The organism is Rhodococcus ruber NBRC 15591 (genome assembly GCF_001894945.1).
GTDB lineage: Bacteria > Actinomycetota > Actinomycetes > Mycobacteriales > Mycobacteriaceae > Rhodococcus > Rhodococcus ruber.
On the sequence record NZ_BCXE01000020.1, the window covers coordinates 69,791 to 91,363 of the forward strand.

Sequence of the window (21,573 nt, forward strand, 5' to 3'; positions counted from 1 at the left end):
GCGGTGGGGTTGTCGTTCGGGTCGCAACCAGCGATAACGCCCCACATGAAGAAGCAGGTACAGCGGCGGTCGCACCGGTTGGAGCGGCCCGCGTGAGGTGCTGGAAGGACGCATCTTGGCAGTCTCTAGCCAGACCAAGGCAGTTGCCGGAATCCCCGGAGCCCCGAAGAGGGTCTCGTTCGCAAAGATTCGCGAACCTCTCGAAGTCCCCGGGCTCCTCGATCTACAGACAGATTCCTTCGAATGGCTGATCGGCTCCGAGCGCTGGCGCGCGCTCGCTGCCGAACGCGGTGACGGTCCCGTCGTCGGCGGCCTCGAGGAGATCCTGGCGGAGCTCTCTCCGATCGAGGACTTCTCCGGGTCGATGTCCCTGTCCTTCTCCGACCCGCGCTTCGACGAGGTCAAGGCCTCCGTCGAGGAGTGCAAGGACAAGGACATGACGTACGCGGCGCCGCTGTTCGTCACTGCCGAGTTCATCAACAACAACACCGGCGAGATCAAGAGCCAGACGGTCTTCATGGGTGACTTCCCGATGATGACCGACAAGGGCACCTTCATCATCAACGGCACCGAGCGCGTCGTCGTCTCGCAGCTGGTGCGTTCCCCGGGCGTGTACTTCGACCGCGCGGTCGACAAGAGCACCGAGAAGGACCTGCACAGCGTCAAGGTGATCCCGGGCCGCGGCGCGTGGCTCGAGTTCGACGTCGACAAGCGCGACACCGTCGGCGTGCGGATCGACCGCAAGCGCCGCCAGCCGGTCACCGTGCTGCTCAAGGCGCTCGGCTGGACCAACGAGCAGATCGTCGAGCGCTTCGGCTTCTCCGAGATCATGATGTCCACTCTCGAGAAGGACAACACGGCCGGCACCGACGAGGCCCTGCTCGACATCTACCGCAAGCTGCGCCCGGGCGAGCCGCCCACCAAGGAGAGCGCGCAGACCCTGCTGGAGAACCTCTTCTTCAAGGACAAGCGCTACGACCTGGCGCGCGTGGGACGTTACAAGATCAACAAGAAGCTGGGCCTGAACGTCGGCCAGCCGATCGAGGCGTCGACCCTCACCGAGGAAGACATCGTCGCCACCATCGAGTACCTGGTGCGCCTGCACGCGGGGGAGACCACCATGACGGCGCCGGGCGGCGTCGAGGTTCCCGTCGAGGTCGACGACATCGACCACTTCGGCAACCGTCGCCTGCGCACCGTCGGCGAGCTCATCCAGAACCAGATCCGCGTCGGCCTGTCCCGCATGGAGCGCGTCGTCCGTGAGCGGATGACCACTCAGGACGTCGAGGCCATCACGCCGCAGACGCTGATCAACATCCGTCCCGTCGTGGCCGCGATCAAGGAGTTCTTCGGAACCTCCCAGCTGTCGCAGTTCATGGACCAGAACAACCCGCTGTCGGGCCTGACCCACAAGCGCCGCCTCTCGGCGCTCGGCCCGGGTGGTCTGTCCCGTGAGCGCGCCGGCCTCGAGGTCCGCGACGTCCACCACTCGCACTACGGCCGCATGTGCCCGATCGAGACCCCGGAAGGCCCGAACATCGGCCTGATCGGCTCCCTGTCGGTGTACGCGCGGGTCAACCCGTTCGGTTTCATCGAGACCCCGTACCGCAAGGTCGAGAACGGCATCGTCACCGACCAGGTCGACTACCTCACCGCCGACGAGGAGGACCGCCACGTCGTGGCGCAGGCCAACTCGCCGGTCGACGCCGACGGCCGCTTCAGCGAGGAGCGCGTCCTCGTCCGCAAGAAGGGCGGCGAGGTCGAATTCGTCGCGGCGACCGAGGTCGACTACATGGACGTCTCGCCGCGGCAGATGGTGTCCGTGGCCACGGCCATGATTCCGTTCCTCGAGCACGACGACGCCAACCGTGCCCTCATGGGTGCGAACATGCAGCGTCAGGCCGTGCCGCTGGTGCGCAACGAGGCCCCGGTCGTCGGTACCGGCATGGAGCTGCGTGCCGCCGTCGATGCGGGCGACGTCGTCGTCACCGAGAAGTCCGGCGTGATCGAGGAGGTCTCGGCCGACTTCATCACCGTGATGGCGGACGACGGCACCCGCCGCACCTACCGTCTGCGCAAGTTCGACCGTTCGAACCAGGGCACCTGCTCGAACCAGCGGCCGATCGTGGACGAGGGGCAGCGCGTCGAGTCCGGTCAGGTCCTCGCCGACGGCCCCTGCACCGAGAACGGTGAGATGGCGCTCGGCAAGAACCTCCTCGTGGCGATCATGCCGTGGGAAGGCCACAACTACGAGGACGCGATCATCCTGTCGCAGCGCCTCGTCGAGGAGGACGTGCTCACCTCGATCCACATCGAGGAGCACGAGATCGACGCCCGCGACACCAAGCTCGGTGCCGAGGAGATCACCCGCGACATCCCGAACGTCTCGGACGAGGTCCTCGCGGACCTGGACGAGCGCGGCATCGTGCGCATCGGCGCCGAGGTGCGCGACGGCGACATCCTCGTCGGCAAGGTCACCCCGAAGGGCGAGACCGAGCTGACCCCGGAGGAGCGGCTGCTGCGCGCGATCTTCGGTGAGAAGGCCCGCGAGGTGCGTGACACGTCGCTGAAGGTGCCCCACGGCGAGACCGGCAAGGTCATCGGCGTCCGCGTGTTCTCGCGCGAGGACGACGACGATCTGCCCCCGGGTGTCAACGAGCTCGTCCGCGTGTACGTCGCGCAGAAGCGCAAGATCCAGGACGGCGACAAGCTCGCCGGCCGGCACGGCAACAAGGGCGTCATCGGCAAGATCCTCCCGCAGGAGGACATGCCGTTCCTGCCCGACGGCACCCCGGTGGACATCATCCTCAACACGCACGGTGTCCCGCGTCGTATGAACATCGGCCAGATCCTCGAGACGCATCTCGGCTGGATCGGCAAGGCCGGCTGGAACGTCCAGGTCGCCGGCGACGGTGAGCGTCCCGAGTGGGCGAAGAACCTGTCCGACGACATGCTCGCCGCCGATCCGGACACCAACATCGCCACCCCGGTGTTCGACGGTGCCCGCGAGGACGAGCTGACGGGTCTGCTCGGCTCGACGCTGCCGAACCGCGACGGCGAGGTCATGGTCGGCGCGGACGGCAAGGCGACGCTGTTCGACGGCCGTTCCGGCGAGCCGTTCCCGTACCCGGTGTCGGTCGGCTACATGTACATCATCAAGCTGCACCACCTGGTCGACGACAAGATCCACGCCCGTTCGACCGGCCCGTACTCGATGATCACCCAGCAGCCGCTCGGTGGTAAGGCCCAGTTCGGTGGCCAGCGGTTCGGTGAGATGGAGTGCTGGGCCATGCAGGCCTACGGTGCCGCGTACACGCTGCAGGAGCTGCTCACCATCAAGTCGGACGACGTGGTGGGCCGCGTGAAGGTCTACGAGGCCATCGTCAAGGGCGAGAACATCCCGGAGCCGGGTATCCCCGAGTCCTTCAAGGTGCTCCTCAAGGAACTCCAGTCGCTGTGCCTGAACGTGGAGGTGCTCTCCAGCGACGGCGCGGCCATCGCGATGGCCGACGGCGACGACGAGGACCTCGAGCGGGCGGCGGCCAACCTGGGCATCAACCTTTCCCGCAACGAGTCGGCCACGGTCGACGACCTCGCGAACTAGGAGCCGACCCGATGAGATGCACTCCCGCACGGCGGACTGCATCTCGTCGGGCCCCGGCAGCAACAGCGACAACTAGCAGCAACAAAACCCGTGAAGGGGAAAGGAAGTTACGTGCTCGACGTCAACTTCTTCGATGAACTCCGCATCGGCTTGGCCACTGCGGAGGACATCCGCAACTGGTCGTACGGTGAGGTCAAGAAGCCGGAGACCATCAACTACCGCACGCTCAAGCCCGAGAAGGACGGCCTCTTCTGCGAGAAGATCTTCGGCCCCACCCGGGACTGGGAGTGCTACTGCGGCAAGTACAAGCGTGTCCGCTTCAAGGGCATCATCTGTGAGCGCTGCGGCGTCGAGGTGACTCGCGCCAAGGTGCGCCGCGAGCGCATGGGCCACATCGAGCTCGCCGCGCCGGTCACGCACATCTGGTACTTCAAGGGTGTGCCGAGCCGCCTCGGTTACCTGCTCGACCTGGCGCCGAAGGATCTCGAGAAGATCATCTACTTCGCCGCGTACGTCATCACGGCCGTGGACGACGAACTGCGCCACAACGAGCTCTCGACCCTCGAAGCCGAGATGGAGGTCGAGAAGAAGTCCGTCGCCGACCAGCGCGACGCCGACCTCGAGGCACGCGCGCAGAAGCTGGAAGCCGACCTGGCCGAGCTCGAGGCCGAGGGTGCCAAGTCCGACGTCCGCCGCAAGGTCAAGGACGGCGGCGAGCGCGAGATGCGTCAGCTGCGTGACCGTGCCCAGCGCGAGCTGGACCGGCTCGAGGAGATCTGGAACACCTTCACCAAGCTCAAGCCGAAGGACCTGATCGTCGACGAGCTGCTCTACCGGGAGCTGCAGGACCGCTACGGCGAGTACTTCACGGGTGCGATGGGCGCCGAGTCGATCCAGAAGCTCATCGAGAACTTCGACATCGACGCCGAGGCCGAGTCGCTGCGCGAGACGATCCGCAGCGGCAAGGGCCAGAAGAAGCTGCGCGCCCTCAAGCGCCTGAAGGTCGTCGCGGCCTTCCAGCAGTCCGGCAACTCGCCCATGGGCATGGTCCTCGACGCGGTGCCGGTGATCCCGCCGGAGCTGCGCCCGATGGTGCAGCTCGACGGTGGCCGCTTCGCGACCTCCGATCTCAACGACCTGTACCGCCGCGTCATCAACCGCAACAACCGCCTCAAGCGACTGATCGACCTCGGTGCCCCCGAGATCATCGTCAACAACGAGAAGCGGATGCTGCAGGAGTCGGTGGACGCGCTGTTCGACAACGGCCGTCGCGGCCGGCCGGTCACCGGCCCGGGCAACCGTCCGCTCAAGTCGCTGTCCGACCTGCTCAAGGGCAAGCAGGGCCGATTCCGTCAGAACCTGCTCGGCAAGCGTGTCGACTACTCGGGCCGTTCGGTCATCGTCGTCGGCCCGCAGCTCAAGCTGCACCAGTGCGGTCTGCCGAAGCTGATGGCCCTCGAGCTGTTCAAGCCGTTCGTGATGAAGCGTCTGGTCGATCTGAACCACGCGCAGAACATCAAGTCCGCCAAGCGGATGGTCGAGCGGCAGCGTCCGCAGGTGTGGGACGTGCTCGAAGAGGTCATCAACGAGCACCCCGTGCTACTCAACCGTGCTCCCACGCTGCACCGTCTCGGCATCCAGGCGTTCGAGCCGCAGCTCGTCGAGGGCAAGGCCATCCAGCTGCACCCGCTGGTGTGTGAGGCGTTCAACGCCGACTTCGACGGCGACCAGATGGCCGTGCACCTGCCGCTGTCCGCGGAGGCGCAGGCCGAGGCCCGCGTGCTGATGCTGTCGTCGAACAACATCCTGTCGCCGGCATCGGGTCGTCCGCTCGCCATGCCGCGTCTGGACATGGTGACGGGTCTGTTCCACCTGACCCGCCTGGTCGAGGACGCGCCCGGCGCGTACCGGCCGGCCACCGACGGTGAGCCGGAGCAGGGCGTGTACTCGTCTCCCGCCGAGGCGATCATGGCCGTGGACCGCGGTGTGCTGTCGGTGCAGGCCCCCATCAAGGTGCGCCTGGAGCGGCAGCGGCCGCCGAAGGACCTCGAGACGGAGCTGTTCCCCGACGGCTGGAACTACGGCGACGGCTGGACCGTGCAGACCACGCTCGGTCGCGTGCTGTTCAACGAGCTGCTGCCGGTGAACTACGGCTTCGTCAACGACGTCATGCCGAAGAAGCGCCAGGCCGCGATCATCAACGATCTCGCCGAGCGCTACCCGATGATCGTCGTCGCGCAGACCGTCGACAAGCTCAAGGACGCCGGCTTCTACTGGGCCACCCGTTCGGGTGTGACCGTGTCGATGGCCGACGTGCTGGTGCCGCCGGAGAAGAAGGAGATCCTCGAACGCTACGAGGCGTCGGCGGATCAGCTCGAGCGCAAGTTCGCTCGTGGTGCCCTCTCGAAGGAGGAGCGGCGCGACTCGCTCGTCAAGCTGTGGCAGGAGGCGACCGAAGAGGTCGGTCAGGCCATGGAGGCGCACTACCCGGACGACAACCCGATCCCGACGATCGTGAAGTCCGGCGCCGCGGGCAACATGACCCAGATCCGTTCGCTCGCGGGCATGAAGGGTCTGGTGACGAACCCGAAGGGCGAGTTCATCCCGCGTCCGATCAAGTCCTCGTTCCGCGAGGGCCTGACCGTGCTCGAGTACTTCATCAACACCCACGGTGCGCGTAAGGGTCTGGCCGACACCGCGCTGCGTACCGCCGACTCGGGTTACCTGACCCGTCGTCTGGTGGACGTGTCGCAGGACGTCATCGTCCGCGAGACCGACTGCGGCACGCCGCGCGGCATCGAGATGATCATCGCCGAGCCCGAGCGGGACGGGACGGGCGCCGAGACCGGTCGTCTGGTGCGCGACGCCCACATCGAGACCAGCACGTACGCCCGTACGCTGGCCACCGATGCGGTCGACGCGGACGGCAACGTCGTCGTCACCCGGGGCAGCGACCTCGGCGACCCGGCGATCGAGGCCCTGCTGGCCGCCGGCATCCGGAAGGTCAAGGTCCGCTCCGTGCTGACCTGCGACACCGGTACCGGCGTGTGCGCCACCTGCTACGGCCGCTCGATGGCGACCGGCAAGCTCGTCGACATCGGCGAGGCCGTCGGTATCGTCGCCGCCCAGTCCATCGGTGAGCCCGGCACGCAGCTGACGATGCGTACGTTCCACCAGGGTGGCGTCGGTGAGGACATCACCGGCGGTCTGCCCCGGGTGCAGGAGCTGTTCGAGGCCCGCGTTCCGAAGGGCAAGGCGCCCATCGCCGACGTCTCCGGCCGCGTGCGACTCGAGGACGACGACCGCTTCTACAAGATCACCATCGTCCCGGACGACGGTGGCGAGGAGGTCGTGTACGACAAGCTGTCGAAGCGTCAGCGTCTGCACGTCATCCGTAAGGCGGACGGCACCGAAGGTGTCCTCGCGGACGGCGACCACGTGGAGGTCGGTCAGCAGCTGCTCGAGGGTGCGGCCGATCCGCACGAGGTGCTGCGGGTCATGGGACCGCGCCAGGTGCAGGTCCACCTCGTCAACGAGGTCCAGGAGGTGTACCGCAGCCAGGGTGTGTCGATCCACGACAAGCACATCGAGGTCATCGTGCGCCAGATGCTGCGCCGCGTGACGATCATCGACTCGGGGTCGACGGAGTTCCTCCCCGGATCGCTGGTCGAGCGCAGCGAGTTCGAGGCCTCGAACCGGCGCGTCGTCGCCGAGGGCGGGGAGCCGGCTGCCGGCCGTCCCGTGCTCATGGGCATCACGAAGGCGTCGCTGGCCACCGATTCGTGGCTGTCGGCGGCGTCGTTCCAGGAGACCACTCGCGTGCTGACCGACGCGGCGATCAACTGCCGCTCGGACAAGCTGATCGGTCTGAAGGAGAACGTGATCATCGGCAAGCTGATCCCGGCCGGCACCGGCATCAACCGGTACCGGAACATCCAGGTGCAGCCGACCGAGGAGGCCCGCGCGGCCGCGTACGCGATCCCGTCGTACGAGGATCAGTACTACTCGCCGGAGGGCTTCGGCCAGAACACCGGCGCTGCGGTTCCGCTCGACGACTACGGTTACTCCAGCGACTACCGGTAGAGCCGTCGCCGCAGCCGGTTCGCCGGCCGCGGTCAGGCACCTGCCGTAGCCACGAAGGTCCCGCCCTCTTCTCTTCGGGGGCGGGGCCTTCTGGGTTCCGGGGGTACCCGCGCGGCGACCCAGTCGATCCGCTAGTTTGGGTAGGCACTCCTAATTAATCGAAGGGAACGCCAGTGCCGTCGACCCGAATCCCGAGATTGCTTGCCGCAGCCGGTCTCGCCCTCACATTCGTCCTGACCGCGTGCTCGTCGGGCGGCGACGACCCCTCCGAGGCATCCGGCTCGGGCGCGGGCGCGTTCCCCGTGACGATCGAGCACGCCCTCGGCAGCACCACGATCGAGACCGAACCCGAACGGGTGGTCACGTGGGGCTTCGGGAGCACCGACGCCGCGCTCGCGCTCGGGGTCGTCCCCGTCGCCATGCCGGCACAGTCGTACGGCGGTGACGAGCAGGGTGTCCTGCCGTGGATCGGAGACGAGCTCACCGAACTCGGTGCCGAGACACCGACGATCCTGCAGAACGACGGCACGGACGTGCCGGTCGAGCAGATCGCGGCGGCCCGCCCGGACGTCATCCTCGCCAACTACTCCGGGCTCACCCAGGATCAGTACGACACCCTCAGCCGGATCGCTCCCACCGTCGCGTACCCCGGTGAGCCGTGGGCCACCCCGTGGCGTGACGTCGTCTCCACGGTCGGGCAGGCGCTGGGCCGGTCCGCCGACGCCGAGCGCCTGATCGCCGACACCGAGGCGATCATCGCCGACAAGGCCGCCGCGTACCCGCAGTTGCAGGGCCGCACCGTCGCCGCGGTATGGGACACGGGCGACACGTTCTACGTCTACAAGCCCGCCGATTCGCGGGTGGAGTTCCTCACCGACCTCGGTCTCGTCAGCGCCCCGAGCGTCACCGAACTGAGCACGGACGAGTCCAGCTTCTACTTCACGATGAGCTTCGAGGAGGTCGGCAAGCTCACCAGCGACATCCTCCTCTCCTACGCCGACGACGCCGCAGCGCAGGAACGCACCCTCGCCCAGCCGTGGGCGCAGACCATGCAGCAGGTCACCGAAGGCAGGGTGGCGACGGTGAACGGCACCGAGCTGATCGCCGCGGTGTCGCCCCCCACGGTCCTGTCCCTGACCTGGGGGATAGATGCCTACCTGGAGGCGCTCGCCGCCGCGGTGAAGTAGCGCCGGCTCGCCGCGGTGCAGTAGGGGCGGCTCGCCGCCGTGCAGTAGGGGCGGCTCGCCGCCGTGCAGTAGGGGCGGCTCGCCGCGGTGCAGTAGGGGCGGCTCGCCGCGGTGCAGTAGGGGCGGCTCGCCGCCGTGCAGTAGCGGCCGTTCCCGGTCAGCGCGGGATGTGGAAGTCGACCAGGGCGGCCTCACCGGCACCGAGGTCGTGCCACGTCCCGCGCACCTCGAGCACCGCCACGGCGGAAGTCGGGAACTTCTCGACGATCTGACGGGCGGCGTCGGAGTCGTGGTCGGCCGAGAGCAACAGCGTCGTCGCCGACAGGACGGGCTCGTGTCCCACGACGAGCAGCGTGGACACGTCGTCCGGGACCCGGCGGATCGCGGCGACCACCCGCTCCGGTGTGGTCTCGTAGAGGTCGTCGAGGAAGTCGGTGGACGCCTCGACGGCGGCCTCTGCGAGCGTCTTGCGGGCCCGCGTCGCGGTCGAACACAGCACCGCGTCGACGGGGGGCTGGTGGGCCCGCAGCCAGCGCCCGGCGAGACCGGCCTCGCGCCGCCCGCGGGGGGCGAGCGGGCGCTCGTGATCGGCGACGTCGTCCGGGTACGCGGACTTCCCGTGCCGCAACAGGATCAGGGTGCGGGTCATGGGTTCACCCTAGGCGGTGACGTTCACCGGCGGCCGACGCGTGCCACCGCCCGCACCTCGTCGTCGACCGTGAACCACAGGGTCAGCGAGTCGGCGTCGTGCCGGGCGCGCAGGACGAGCGTGTCGCCGGCGACAACCGGTCGAAGATGCTCGATCGCCGCACGATACGGGGCCGTCTGCAACTCCGGCCGTCCGGCGAGGTGCTCCTCGATGCCGTGCCAGTAGGCGGCGTTGTTGACGTGGTCGAACGGGTCGATGTCGGTGGCCCGCAGCGGGAAGTGCGTGCCGGCGTCGGCGTCTGCGGACGGCGTGGGCGGCAACCATGCCCGCCACCGCAGACGGGTGTCCGCGGCGTGACGAGCCATGTGTTCCCAGAGCCGGTCGCTGATCCGAGCCGGCATGCCGTTGGTGGGCCCGATGTTGATCCAGAACGCCGACGTGTCCATCGCGGCGCCGCCGGTGCCCTCGAACCGCACACGGACGTTGGCCCATCGCGTGGACAGGGCGTCACACCATCGGCGCAGTTCGAGCTGTTCCCGGAAGCGGGCCGGCCGGTGCACGTCGACGACGGTGCGGCGCACGATCCACAGCGGATCGGTGTCGGTGGCGTCGACGGCGTCGAGGTTGTCGGTGCCGATGTCCTGCAGGTAACGGGCCACGCCGTCGAGCCGGAGCCGTTCCCGGCTGTCGACGTCGCCGGTGCGCACCGTGCGCGTGGACCGGAACGCGTCGTCGGGCGGGGGAGCGGTGGCGAGGGGCTGCGCCCAGGCGTCCTCGGGTACGTGCTTTCCCGGTGCCGCTGCCGCGGCGGTATCCGTAGGTGCCGCTGCCGCGGCGGTGTCTGCGGTTGCCGCTGCCGCGGCGGTGTCTGCGGTTGTCGCTCCCGCGGCGGTATCCGAACCCATGCGTCCCCCTGGTCTTCGTCGGGCCCCGCCGATTCTGACAGTTGCGGGGCAGGCCCGCAGCGAATCTTGCGAGCGGCGGACCCCGAGGCTACAGTCGATATAACTGTTACCGGATGTCACATGAAATCCGGTCCCGGCTCTTCGAGGACGCGACATGGCCTACGTGATCACACAGACGTGCTGCAACGATGCGAGCTGCGTCGCCGTGTGCCCGGTGAACTGCATCCATCCCACTCCGGAGGAGCGGGAGTTCGCACAGACCGAGATGCTGCACATCGATCCGCAGACCTGCATCGACTGCGGCGCGTGCGCGGACGCCTGCCCGGTCGAGGCGATCTTCCCCGAGGACCGGCTCACCGAGGCTCAGACCCGGTTCAAGGACATCAACGCGGAGTACTACACGGCGCATCCGATGCCCGAGAACTGGAACCCGCTCACCCCGACGCCCGCCCCGCCCCGGGGGCAGGAGACTCTGCGCGTCGCGGTTGTCGGGGCCGGGCCGGCGGCGTGCTACGCCGCGCAGGAACTACTCGAGCGCTCGAATGTCGAGGTGGAGATGTTCGACCGGCTGCCGACCCCCTGGGGCCTGGTCCGCAGCGGCGTCGCGCCCGACCATCCCGGGACGAAGGCTGTCACCGAGTCGTTCGAGTGGTCGTTCCGTCGCGAGGCGTTCGCCCTGCACCTCGACGTCGAGGTGGGCCGCGACATCGACCACGACGAGCTGCTCGCCCATCACCACGCCGTCGTCTACGCCACCGGCGCGTCCGCCGACCGCAGTCTCGGCATTCCCGGCGAGGACCTGCCCGGCAGCCATGCCGCCACCGAGTTCGTCGCCTGGTACAACGGCCACCCCGACTACGCCGACCGGGTCTTCGATCTCTCCGGTGAACGCGCCGTCCTCGTCGGCAACGGCAACGTCGCACTCGACGTCGCCCGCATTCTCACCATGGACGTCGACGAGCTGGCCCGGACCGACATCGCCGACCACGCGCTCGAGGCGCTGCGCCGGAGCAACATCCGCGAGGTCGTCCTGCTGGGCCGCCGAGGGCCGGCGCAGGCGGCCTACAGCAATCCGGAGTTCCTCGCCCTCGGTGATCTGAACGGGGTCGACGTCGTCGTCGACGAGTCCGAGCTCGACCTCGACCCCGCCAGCGCGGAGCTCGCCGCGGCGGATCCCGCCGTCGCGATGCGGATGCGGCTCGCCCGCGAGTACGCGCGCCGCGAACCCCGGCCGGGGAACAAGCGCATCGTGTTCCGTTACCTCGTGTCACCCACCGCGATCGAGGGCACCGACCGGGTCACGGGCCTGCGGGCGGTGCGCAACGAACTGATCCCCGGCGACGACGGTGCGCTCGTCGCCCGCCCCACCGAGCAGACCCTGCATCTCGACGCGCAGCTGGTGCTGCGCTCGATCGGCTACCGCGGGGTTCCGCTCCCGGGGGTGCCGTTCGACGAGCGGCGCGCGATCGTTCCCAACGAGGACGGGCGGGTCACCGGGGCCGGACCTGGCGTGTACGTCACCGGGTGGATCAAGCGCGGGCCGAGCGGCGTGATCGGCACCAACAAGGCATGCGCCAAGGAAACGGTCGCGGCGCTGCTCGCCGACTTCGACGCCGGTCGGCTCGCGCGGCCGGCGTACGGCCGGCGGGAACTCGATCGCCTGCTCGGGCAGCGGCGCCCGAGCCGGGTGGGACTGAGCGGCTGGCACGAGATCGACGAGGCCGAGCGCGCGGCCGGTCGTGCGGCCGGCCGGCCACGGGTCAAGCTGACCGATCGTGCGCGCCTGACGAAGACGGCGGCCGGCCGCCCGCGGTCGGGACGCAGCCTGCTGCGTCTGGTCCGCCGATAACCGGTTGGGGCTTCGTCTGCGCCGGCACTAGAATCTTCCGACGGTGCCCGGCACCGCCCGCGGCGACGTCCGCCGGGGGAGCGCAGGCCGGGATGTCGATCCGCCGCGCTGTCGGGGCGCGCGCTGGTCGCCGGGCACGTCGAGGGTGACACGCGGTCCACGCCGGCGGTGACACGCGGCTCGCGCCGGCGGTGACACGCGGCTCGCGCCGAGACGGTCGTCGCCGTCCGGCACGACGTGGTGCCCGGCCCTCGACTCCGTTCCGGCAGGTCCGCCTGCCCTCGCGCCTCGAGAGGACCGACCCATGACAGCCCCCCATGCGGGCCCGGCCGCCGCGCCGGTGAGCGACAAGCTCGACGCGGCAGTTCTGAAGATCGCCTCGGTGGTGGTGCTCGGCGCCATCATGTCGATTCTCGACGTGACCGTCGTCTCCGTCGCCGTGCCGACGTTCATGGAGGAGTTCGACGCCGGCTACGCGACCGTCGCGTGGACCATGACCGCCTACACGCTGGCGCTCGCCAGCGTGATTCCGCTCACAGGCTGGGCCGCGGACCGATTCGGCACCAAGCGCCTCTACCTCGCCGCACTCGTCCTGTTCGTCGCCGGTTCCGTGCTGTGCAGCATGGCGTGGGACATTTCTTCGCTCATCGCATTCCGGGTCGTGCAGGGCCTCGGTGGCGGCATGCTCATGCCGCTCGGCATGACGATCATGACCCACGCGGCGGGCCCGCACCGCGTCGGCCGCGTGATGGCGGTGCTCGGTATCCCGATGCTGCTGGGCCCGATCGGCGGCCCGATTCTCGGCGGGTGGCTGATCGACACCGCCAGCTGGCACTGGATCTTCCTGATCAACCTGCCCATCGGTGTCCTGGCGCTCGTCGCCGCCGTGGTGATCCTGCCCAAGGACCGCCCGAGCAGGTCCGAGTCCTTCGACTTCGTGGGCATGGCGCTCCTGTCGCCGGGGCTGGCGCTGTTCCTGTTCGGTGTCTCCTCCATCCCGGAGGTCGGCACCGTCGCCGCGACGCGGGTCCTCGTTCCCGGCGTGATCGGCGTCGCGCTGATCGCCGCGTTCGTGTTCCACGCCTTGCGCGCCCGGAACCCGCTCATCGACCTGTACCTGTTCCGCAACCGCCAGCTGACGTTCGCGGTGCTCACCATGTCGGTGTTCGCGATCGCGTTCTTCGGTGCGGGGCTGCTGTTCCCCAGCTACTTCCTCCAGGTGCGGGGCGAGTCGACCCTGGCGGCGGGCATCCTGCTCGCACCGCAGGGCCTCGGCGCCATGCTCACCATGCCGGTCGCCGGCCGGCTCGTCGACCGGATAGGCCCCGGGAAGATCGTGCTCGTCGGCCTGACCCTCGTCACGCTCGGCATGGCGGTCTTCACGCAGGTGGGCACGGACACCTCCTACGTCCTGCTCCTCGGCGCGCTGTTCGTCATGGGCATGGGCATGGGCGCCACGATGATGCCGACGATGACGGCCGCGCTGCAGACGCTGACCCATCAGAGCGTGGCCCGCGGGTCGACACTGATGAACATCGTCCAGCAGGCCGCCGGCTCCGTGGGCACCGCGACCATGTCGGTGATCCTGAGCAGCCGCCTCGTGACCCCGGCGGGGGCACCCGAGGGCGGGGGACAGATGGACCAGGCGGCGCTCGACCAGATGCCCGCACCGGTACAGGAATCGATCCTCACCTCGCTCGCCGACGCGTTCGCGACCACGTTCCTCGTCGCGACCGTTCTCATGGCGCTCGCGGTGATCCCCGCGCTGTTCCTGCCGCGCACCCGCGTCAAGCATCCGGCGGGGGAGGGACTGCAGCCGGTCGTCGTCCACTGAACCACCCGCCCGGAGGGGCCGTGACGTAGGTCGCGGCCCCTCCGCGCGTCTGCGGCTAACCTCGTTCCGGCACCACGACGGCGACCCGAACGGACGATCCCATGAGCATCGAACCCACCGACCCACGCTCCGCGTCGACAGACGGACAGCCGCGTCTGTGCCGGCGCACCCTCTTCGGCGGGGCCGGTGCCGTCGCCGCCGCCGCGGTCCTGTCCGCGTGCGGCGCCGAGAGCGAGGGCACCGAGCGGGCAAGCACCGACAGCGCCCCCGCCGCGCCGACCACGCCGCCGGAGCCCGGTCCGGACGCCACGGTCGTCGCCGCCGCGGCCGACATCCCGGTGGGCAGCGGCGTCCTGTTCGCCGACCGGCGTCTCGTGGTGACGCAGCCCGTCGCCGGGGACTATCGGGCGTTCGTCGCGCTGTGCACGCATTCGGGGTGCAACATCACCGGTGTCGAGGCCGACGAGATCGTCTGCGACTGTCACGGCAGCCGGTTCCGTCTGGACGGGACCGTGAGCCGAGGTCCCGCCCGCAAGCCGCTGAAGGCGCGCCCGGCCGCGGCCCGCGGTGCGGACGTCGTCGTCGACTGATCTACGCGATCGGCTGAGCGGACGGGCGGGGGCGGAGTAGATTCGACCGCGACATCATCCCTGAAGTGCTGACCGGCAAGGGGACCCCATGGTGCGCAGGGGGCCGTTGATCACGTTGGCGGCGGTGGTGGTCCTCGCCGCCGTGCTGCTCGCGGTGAATGTCTCCAAGGAGGACGACGGCGCGACGCCGGCCCCGGGTCCTGCCGCGACGGCGGCGCCGGACCCCACGACGACGGCGACCTCGGCTGCGGTGGAGTTCCCCGCGCAGGCCACCTACGTCGGACAGATCCCCGTCGCGACCGGGACTCTCACGCTCGCGATCGCCGTCGAGGGCGAGGACGCCGTCGCGTACGCGTGCGACGGCAGCGCGGTCGAGTCGTGGCTGGCCGGCGACGCAGAGGCCGGCCGGCTCGAGCTCGAGGGCCGGGAAGGAGCCCGTCTCGAGGGCGAGTTCGACGGCGCGACGGTGCGCGGCACCCTGTGGCTCGGCGACCGCAGCTGGACCTTCGACGCCGCGCCGGCCGAACCGCCCGCCGGCCTCTACCTCGCGAACGTCGGCGATGTCCGGGCGAGCTGGATCGTCACGCAGGACGGAACCGTCACGGGCGTGCTCCGCGGCGGCGACGGCGGCACCACACCTGCCCCGGCCCTCGCACCCGACGGGACGGCGGTCGTCGACGGGGAGACCGTGACCGCGGACCCGGTGTCCGGCAGCGACACATTCTGACGTGCCACCGCGCGGTGACACCGAGAGGAGGACGGATGAGCACACCGCAGGTCCATCCCGCCGCGCCGCCGCGCACGGCCCCCGTGATCGTCGCATTCCTGGTGGGTGCCCTCGTCGCGGTGGGGCTCGGCGCCTACGGCCGTGTGCACGAGCCGGCCTTCTTCTCGATCAACGTCGCCGGGTTCTCCAGCCCGACCGCGGTCAAGACCTGGCTGGCGACCCTCGCCGGCGTGCTGGCACTGGTGCAACTCGTCTCGGCGGCCGGGATGTACGGCCGGTTGCCGGGACTGCGCACGCCGAGCTGGATCGGGACCCTGCACGTATGGTCGGGCCGCCTCGCTGTGCTGGCGACCGTCCCCGTCGCCGTGCACTGCCTGTATGCGCTCGGTTTTCGCACCGGCGAGCCGCGGGTGCTGTGGCACTCGCTGGCGGGATGCCTCCTCTACGGGGCGTTCGTCACCAAGATGCTGCTGCTCAGTCGGCGGGGCCTGCCGGGATGGGCGGTTCCGGTGGCCGGCGGTGTCCTGTTCACGGCGATCGTGGTCGTGTGGACGACCTCGGCGCTGTACTTCTTCCGCACGACGGGCATCACGTTCTGACGCACCGACCCACTGTGTCCCTCCCACGATCGGAGCCGGAAAATGGATCTCGAGCAGTTTCCCGTCAGCCGCCGTTCGGTGCTGCTCGGTGCCGGGGTGGCCGCCGTGGCCGCCGCCGCGGCCTGCAGCACGTACGGCGACGAGCCGGCCTCCGGGCAGACCTCCGCGGCGGAGGACGCCGGCACCGGGGCCCCGGCCGGCGCGGCTGCAGGACAACCCCTCGCGGCCGTCGCCGACATCCCCGTCGGCGGGGGACAGGTTTTCCCCGATCAGAAGGTCGTGGTGACCCAGCCGGCCGCGGGCGAGGTGCTCGCGTTCAGCGCGATCTGCACCCATCAGGGCTGCACGGTCGCGGCCGTGCAGGACGGCACGATCAACTGTCCCTGCCACGGCAGCCGGTTCAACCTCGACGGCACCGTCGCGAACGGTCCCGCCGCGCGTCCCCTCGAGAGCAGGGCTGTCACCGTCGACAACGGCGAGATCACACTCGCGTAATCGGTTCCGCCGTCCCGTCGCCGGACCGTCCGGGGCGGCACCGGGATAGGGTCGACTGCGTGATCGGACCTCTGCGCGACTGGCGGCCGCGGGCGTTGCGTGACGGCGACGAACCCGACGCCCGCTTCACCCTCGCCAACGAGCGCACGTTCCTCGCGTGGATCCGCACCGCGCTCGGCGTGATCGCGGCGGCCGTCGCGCTCGAGACCTTCGCCGGCGACGTCGTGGGACCGGTGGTGCGCACCACGCTGGCGTGCGCCCTGCTGGTCTTCTCCGCGGTCCTCGTGGTCGCCGCACTGCGGCGCTGGCTGCAGATCGAGGCCGCGATGCGCACCGCACGCCCCCTGCCGCCGCCGCGGATCGCCTTCCTGCTCGCCGCGATGCTGGCGGTCGGGGCGCTGGCCCTCGCCGCGGCGCTCCTCCTGTGACCGTGCCACCGGGTCCACGACGCGAGCCGGGTCGGCGATGAGACACGACGACCCCGGGTTGCAGCCGGAGCGCACCACTCTCGCGTGGCTGCGCACGGCGACCGGCCTGGGAGCGGTGGTCCTGCTGTTCCTGCGCCTGGCGCCCGGCCCGGCACCCGTGGTGGTGGCGATCGGCCTGCTGTGCCTGCTGCCGGCGCTCGTGCTGCTCGTGACGAGCGGACGCGAGCACCGGGCCCGGGTGAGCCGCTTCATCGAGGGACGGGCGAAGCATCACTGGTGGCGCAACATCGTCCTGACCGTCACGGTCGTCGTCCTGGCGCTCGCCGCCACCGCGCTCATCGTCACGTCGAAGGTGTGAGCGCCGCCCAGGCCGAGGCTCCGGCCGGTTCGGCTCCTTGGAACCGGACCAGACCCGTCCGGGCCACCGCGGCCCCTACGAACCGGCCCCCTGCCCCGAACGCCGGTCGAGGTCGATCACCCGGGCGCCGCCCTGCGCCGCGGCCACCCTGGTCTCGGTACCGTCCTCGGTCACGGCGACGATCTCGCACCGGCACAGCGCCTGTCGCCGGCTCGAGTCGACGACCGTCGCCTCGGCTCGCAGCAGCGTGCCGCGACCCGGGCGCAGGTAGTCGATGGTGAACCCGGTGGTCACGATGGACGATCCGAGCACGGTTCCCGCTGCGAAGGTCAGGGAATTGTCCGCCGCATAGGCCAGCACTCCACCGTGTACGAACCCGAACTGCTGCAGCAATTCCGGACGCAAAGGGACCTCGAGCACCGCGCGTCCCGGCTCGTACCCGACGACCCGGGCACCGACCAGGACGCTGAACGGTTGCGCGGCGAGCACGGCCGCCGCGTCGTCCACTCCGCGAAGTTCCACGGCCTGCAGTCTGCCCCACCCTGTCGGGAAGGGCCATATCATTCGCGCATGACGCAGCCACCTCCGTCGCCGACGGTCCGTTGGCCCGACCTCGCCGCCCTCGAACTGCTCGTCGGCATCGACGATCACGGCGGGCTCGGCGCGGCTGCTCGCGCGGCCGGTGTCGCGCAACCCAATGCCAGCCGTGCGGTGCGCCGCCTCGAGAAGCAGCTCGGGGCCGTGCTCGTGCGCCGGGGGCGCGCCGGGTCGGCGCTCACCCCGGAGGGCACCGTGGTCGCGCACTGGGCGCGGCAGACCCTCACCGACGCCCGTCGACTGCTCGACGCCGCGGCGGCGTTGCGCACCGACCGGCAGGCCGAACTGACCGTGGCGGCCAGCATGACCGTCGCCGAACACCTCATCCCGCGCTGGCTGGGCCGCTTCCGCGGTCTCCACGACGACGTGCACATCCAGTTGCAGGTCCACAACTCGCGGCAGGTGTGCGACGCCGTCGCGGCAGGCCGCTGCCACGTCGGATTCGTCGAAGCTCCCGCCGTTCCACCGGGACTGCACAGCACCCCGGTGGCGCAGGACCGGCTGGTGGTGGTCGTCACGCCGGCTCATCCGTGGGCGCGCCGCCGGCGACCGCTCACCGTCGCCGAACTCGCGGCGACGCCGCTCGTCGTGCGTGAGGAGGGGTCGGGGACGCGGCACACGCTCGACCTCGCCCTGCGCGAGTTCGATCGGCCGGCACCTCTGCTCGAGCTCGGCAGCGGCGCCGCGGTACGCACCGCGGCGCTCGGGGGTGTCGGTCCGGCCGTGCTCAGCACCTTGGCCGTGGCCGACCACCTCGCGGCCGGGGAACTGCGGGCCGTCGACGTCGAGGGCCTCGATCTGGCCCGCACCCTGCGCGCGGTGTGGCGCCCCCCTCGCAAGCTCGCCGGCCCGGCCGGGGACCTGGTGCGGATGATCGTCCGCGGCGCCTGATCGCGTGCCGATCGCCCCGATCGGCCCGGATCAGCGTTCCGGTGCGTCATCATGATCGTCGAGGACACTGCCATCGGGAGTGGGACATGGACGCATCGCGGCACCACGGGACGTCGCGGTGACGGTCGCCGAGGTCGACCGTCGCCCGCAGCGAGCGGGCTCGGTCCTCGCGACGCTGATCCTGGTCGCCACCGTCGCCAACCTCAATCTCTCGGTGGCCAACATCGCACTGCCCGCGATCGGCCGGGCATTCGACGCGAGCCAGACGGAGTTGAACCTGGTCGCCGTCGGGTATTCGCTGGGTCTGGCCGCGTCGGTGCTGTACCTGGGGGCGCTCGGGGACCGCTACGGCCGCAAGCAGTTGCTCGTGCTCGGTGTCGCCCTGTCGATACCCACGTGTCTGCTGGCGGCCTTCGCGCCGAACATCGAGGTGCTGTTCGCGGCCCGGCTGGCCGGCGGTCTCGCCGCGGGACTGGCATATCCCACCACTCTGGCGCTGATCACCGCGTTGTGGTCGGGAGCCTCACGGACCCGCGCGATCGCGTTGTGGTCGGCGACCGGCGGGGCGGTCGCCGCGCTCGGACCGCTGTTGTCCGGTCTGCTCCTCGAGTACTTCTACTGGGGCTCGGCCTTCCTGATCACCCTGCCGCTCGCCGCCCTCGCCCTCGTGGCGGCCGCAGTGCTGATCCCCGCGCACGTCAACGAGACCACCGGTCCCGTCGACCATGTCGGCGGAGTCCTGTCGGTGCTGTTCGTGGCGGCGCTCGTGATGACGGTCAACCTCGCACCCGAGAGCGGCCGCGCCACGGCAGCCCTGGTCTGCGCGGCCGTCACCGCCGTCGCGGGCGCGGTGTTCGTGTGGCGGCAACGGCGGGTGCCCGAGCCGCTGTTCGACCTGAAGGTGGCCGCGCGGCCGACGTTCTGGGTGGCTGCGGTGGCAGGCATCATCGTGTTCGGAACCCTGATGGGCGCGATGTTCGTCGGGCAGCAGTTTCTGCAGAACGTGCTCGGTTACTCCACGCTCGCCGCCGGGTCGACGATCCTCCCCGCCGCCGCGTGCATGCTCGTCGTGGCTCCGTACTCGGCCCGCCTGGTCGAGAGCCGGGGTGCCCGCACCACATTGCTGCTCGGCTACGCGTTCATCCTCCTCGGGCTCACCGTCGCACTGACGATGTGGGACGAGACCTCCAGCTACTGGCAGATCGCCCTCGCGTACGCCTTCGTCGGGGCCGGGGTGGGTTTCGCCGGCACGCCCGCCTCGCGCTCGCTCACCGGCTCGGTGCCGGTGACCCGCGCCGGGATGGCGTCCGCGACGGCCGACCTGCAGCGGGACCTGGGCGGGGCCGTGATGCAGTCGGTCCTCGGGGCGTTGCTCACCGCCGGGTACGTGGCGTCGATCTCGGCGGCCGTCGCATCGTCGCCGGACGCGGACGAGATCAGCGACCAGACCCAGGCTGCGCTGACCAAGTCGTTCGCGAGTGCCGCCGATCTCGCGGAGCGGTACCCGCAGTACGCCGACGCCATCATGGCCGCGGCGCGCGCGGCATTCCTCGCCGGGGACACGAAGGCATATGCCGCCGCCCTTCTCGTCGTCGCCGCCGGAGCCGTCCTGGTGTTCTTCGCATTCCCGAAACGCGACGCCGAACGGCGGCTGCTCGCGTCGTACCGCGCTCGAGACGAACGCGCCGAGCCGGCGGTGGACGAACGCGCCGAGCCGGACGGCCGGTCGGAGGCCGCGCCCGGCGACGTGGACCGTTAGCGCGGTTCGCCGCCGCGGTGCCGGGTCAGCGCGGTTCGCTGCTGCCGTGCAGGGCGCCGACTCCGGCGACGATCACCAGCGCGATGCCTGCCGCCGCGGCGGGCTGGACCCATTGGCCGAGCACCAGCGCACCCGCCAGTGCCGCCGCCGCCGGTTCGAGGGCGATGAGGATCGCGAACACGTTTCTCGGCAGATCGCGCAGCGCCCGCATCTCCAGGCTGTAGGGGATCACGGAGGACAGCAGGGCCACCACCGCCCCGGCGCCGAGAATCGCAGGATCGGCCAGGCCGGCGCCGGCGGTTCCGAGACCGAAGGGCAGGACGAGCACCGCCGCGACGGTGGTGGCGACGGTCAGGCCCGCCGCGCCGGAGACGGTGGCGGCCACGTGCGAGCCCGCGACGATGTACCAGGCCCAGCCGGCCGCGGCGAGCAGCGCGAATCCGACCCCGGCCGGGTCGAGCGCGTCGCCGTCCCCACCGAGGCCGCGCGCCCCGAGGAGGGCCACCCCGGCCAGCGCGAGGGCCACCCACAGCGCGTCCCGCGGGCGGCGGGAGAGCACCGCGGCGAGGGTGAGCGGTCCGAGGAACTCGATCGTGACCGCTGCCGCGAGCGGGAGCCGGGCGATCGCCACGTAGAAGAAGCCGTTCATCGCGGCCAGGCTCACCCCGAGGGCGGCCGCGCCGCGCCACTGCGCCCGGCCCCAGTGCCGCACCGACGGCCGTACCGCCGCCCACAGGATCACCGCGGCGAGCGTCAGCCGCAGCGTGACCGTGCCGAGGGCGCCGACGTCGTCGAACAGGGTGCTGGCGAAGGCCGCACCGAACTGCAGGGAGAGCACCGAGCCGAGCACGGCCGCGACGGGCACGGTCCGGCTGCCGCCTCGTGGCGCCCGTGCCGTGCTGCTCATGCGTCCTCCGGAAGTCCCGGGATCCGTCGTCCCGCGTGTGACGAATGTTGCCGCACGGCAGCACGATCGGCAGCAGCGGCGACGCCGCGCAAAAAAACAATCACGAGAGCT

At 70.4% G+C, this 21,573-nt stretch carries 17 protein-coding genes; 13 read left to right on the forward strand and 4 right to left on the reverse strand.

All coding sequences use genetic code 11. The features are described from left to right. The first annotated feature begins 97 nt into the window (after positions 1 to 97). The 3 genes from rpoB to RR3_RS12595 all read left to right on the forward strand — a co-directional run bounded on the left by rpoB (position 98) and on the right by RR3_RS12595 (position 8,874). Positions 98 to 3,604: a DNA-directed RNA polymerase subunit beta gene (gene rpoB / locus RR3_RS12585; protein ID WP_064066499.1), complete on the forward strand. Its 3,507-nt coding sequence runs from the start codon at positions 98 to 100 to the stop codon at positions 3,602 to 3,604. A 111-nt stretch (positions 3,605 to 3,715) separates the two neighbouring features. Then, entirely contained in the window at positions 3,716 to 7,687 is a 3,972-nt protein-coding gene (locus RR3_RS12590; protein WP_010592007.1) for a DNA-directed RNA polymerase subunit beta', read from the forward strand. 197 nt (positions 7,688 to 7,884) lie between these two features. Beyond that, on the forward strand, positions 7,885 to 8,874 hold the full coding sequence (locus tag RR3_RS12595) for an iron-siderophore ABC transporter substrate-binding protein (protein WP_017680016.1): 990 nt from the start codon (positions 7,885 to 7,887) through the stop codon (positions 8,872 to 8,874). A 157-nt stretch (positions 8,875 to 9,031) separates the two neighbouring features. On the opposite strand, the gene RR3_RS12605 is transcribed toward RR3_RS12595, so the two are convergent. Together RR3_RS12605 and RR3_RS12610 are read right to left on the reverse strand one after the other, a co-directional pair. Continuing rightward, entirely contained in the window at positions 9,032 to 9,523 is a 492-nt protein-coding gene (locus RR3_RS12605) for a SixA phosphatase family protein (RefSeq protein WP_010592005.1), read from the reverse strand. Between the two features lie 23 nt (positions 9,524 to 9,546). Further along, positions 9,547 to 10,428, reverse strand: coding sequence for an acyl-[acyl-carrier-protein] thioesterase (locus tag RR3_RS12610; RefSeq protein ID WP_064065892.1), 882 nt, complete (start codon positions 10,426 to 10,428; stop codon positions 9,547 to 9,549). Between the two features lie 154 nt (positions 10,429 to 10,582). On the opposite strand from RR3_RS12610, the gene RR3_RS12615 reads away from it, so the two are divergent. The 8 genes from RR3_RS12615 to RR3_RS12650 all read left to right on the forward strand — a co-directional run bounded on the left by RR3_RS12615 (position 10,583) and on the right by RR3_RS12650 (position 17,308). Further along, complete coding sequence (locus tag RR3_RS12615; RefSeq protein WP_017680015.1) at positions 10,583 to 12,277, forward strand: FAD-dependent oxidoreductase; 1,695 nt, start codon at positions 10,583 to 10,585, stop codon at positions 12,275 to 12,277. A 304-nt stretch (positions 12,278 to 12,581) separates the two neighbouring features. Next, complete coding sequence (locus RR3_RS12620; protein WP_064065893.1) at positions 12,582 to 14,111, forward strand: DHA2 family efflux MFS transporter permease subunit; 1,530 nt, start codon at positions 12,582 to 12,584, stop codon at positions 14,109 to 14,111. 101 nt (positions 14,112 to 14,212) lie between these two features. Further along, complete coding sequence (locus RR3_RS12625) at positions 14,213 to 14,701, forward strand: Rieske (2Fe-2S) protein (protein WP_017680013.1); 489 nt, start codon at positions 14,213 to 14,215, stop codon at positions 14,699 to 14,701. A gap of 88 nt (positions 14,702 to 14,789) precedes the next feature. After that, positions 14,790 to 15,428, forward strand: a complete 639-nt coding sequence (locus RR3_RS12630) for a hypothetical protein (protein ID WP_040271974.1) — start codon at positions 14,790 to 14,792, stop codon at positions 15,426 to 15,428. Between the two features lie 35 nt (positions 15,429 to 15,463). After that, positions 15,464 to 16,027 (forward strand): DUF6529 family protein, encoded by a 564-nt coding sequence (locus RR3_RS12635; protein WP_040271976.1) that lies wholly within the window; start codon positions 15,464 to 15,466, stop codon positions 16,025 to 16,027. A 42-nt stretch (positions 16,028 to 16,069) separates the two neighbouring features. Next, positions 16,070 to 16,522 carry a QcrA and Rieske domain-containing protein gene (locus RR3_RS12640; RefSeq protein ID WP_017680010.1) on the forward strand — a complete coding sequence of 151 codons (453 nt, stop codon included), beginning with the start codon at positions 16,070 to 16,072 and terminating at the stop codon, positions 16,520 to 16,522. A gap of 59 nt (positions 16,523 to 16,581) precedes the next feature. Then, positions 16,582 to 16,950, forward strand: coding sequence for a YidH family protein (locus RR3_RS12645; RefSeq protein WP_010591997.1), 369 nt, complete (start codon positions 16,582 to 16,584; stop codon positions 16,948 to 16,950). 37 nt (positions 16,951 to 16,987) lie between these two features. Continuing rightward, positions 16,988 to 17,308, forward strand: a complete 321-nt coding sequence (locus RR3_RS12650; RefSeq protein ID WP_010591996.1) for a DUF202 domain-containing protein — start codon at positions 16,988 to 16,990, stop codon at positions 17,306 to 17,308. A 75-nt stretch (positions 17,309 to 17,383) separates the two neighbouring features. Here RR3_RS12650 and RR3_RS12655 read toward each other — a convergent pair whose 3' ends face one another. Further along, a complete protein-coding gene (locus RR3_RS12655) occupies positions 17,384 to 17,815 on the reverse strand; it encodes a PaaI family thioesterase (RefSeq protein ID WP_010591995.1) in 432 nt (143 codons plus the stop codon). Between the two features lie 63 nt (positions 17,816 to 17,878). On the opposite strand from RR3_RS12655, the gene RR3_RS12660 reads away from it, so the two are divergent. Then, positions 17,879 to 18,796 (forward strand): LysR family transcriptional regulator, encoded by a 918-nt coding sequence (locus RR3_RS12660; protein WP_017680005.1) that lies wholly within the window; start codon positions 17,879 to 17,881, stop codon positions 18,794 to 18,796. 118 nt (positions 18,797 to 18,914) lie between these two features. Next, entirely contained in the window at positions 18,915 to 20,555 is a 1,641-nt protein-coding gene (locus tag RR3_RS12665) for an MFS transporter (protein WP_017680004.1), read from the forward strand. A 25-nt stretch (positions 20,556 to 20,580) separates the two neighbouring features. On the opposite strand, the gene RR3_RS12670 is transcribed toward RR3_RS12665, so the two are convergent. Continuing rightward, a complete protein-coding gene (locus tag RR3_RS12670) occupies positions 20,581 to 21,462 on the reverse strand; it encodes an EamA family transporter (RefSeq protein WP_026137587.1) in 882 nt (293 codons plus the stop codon). Positions 21,463 to 21,573 lie beyond the last annotated feature (111 nt).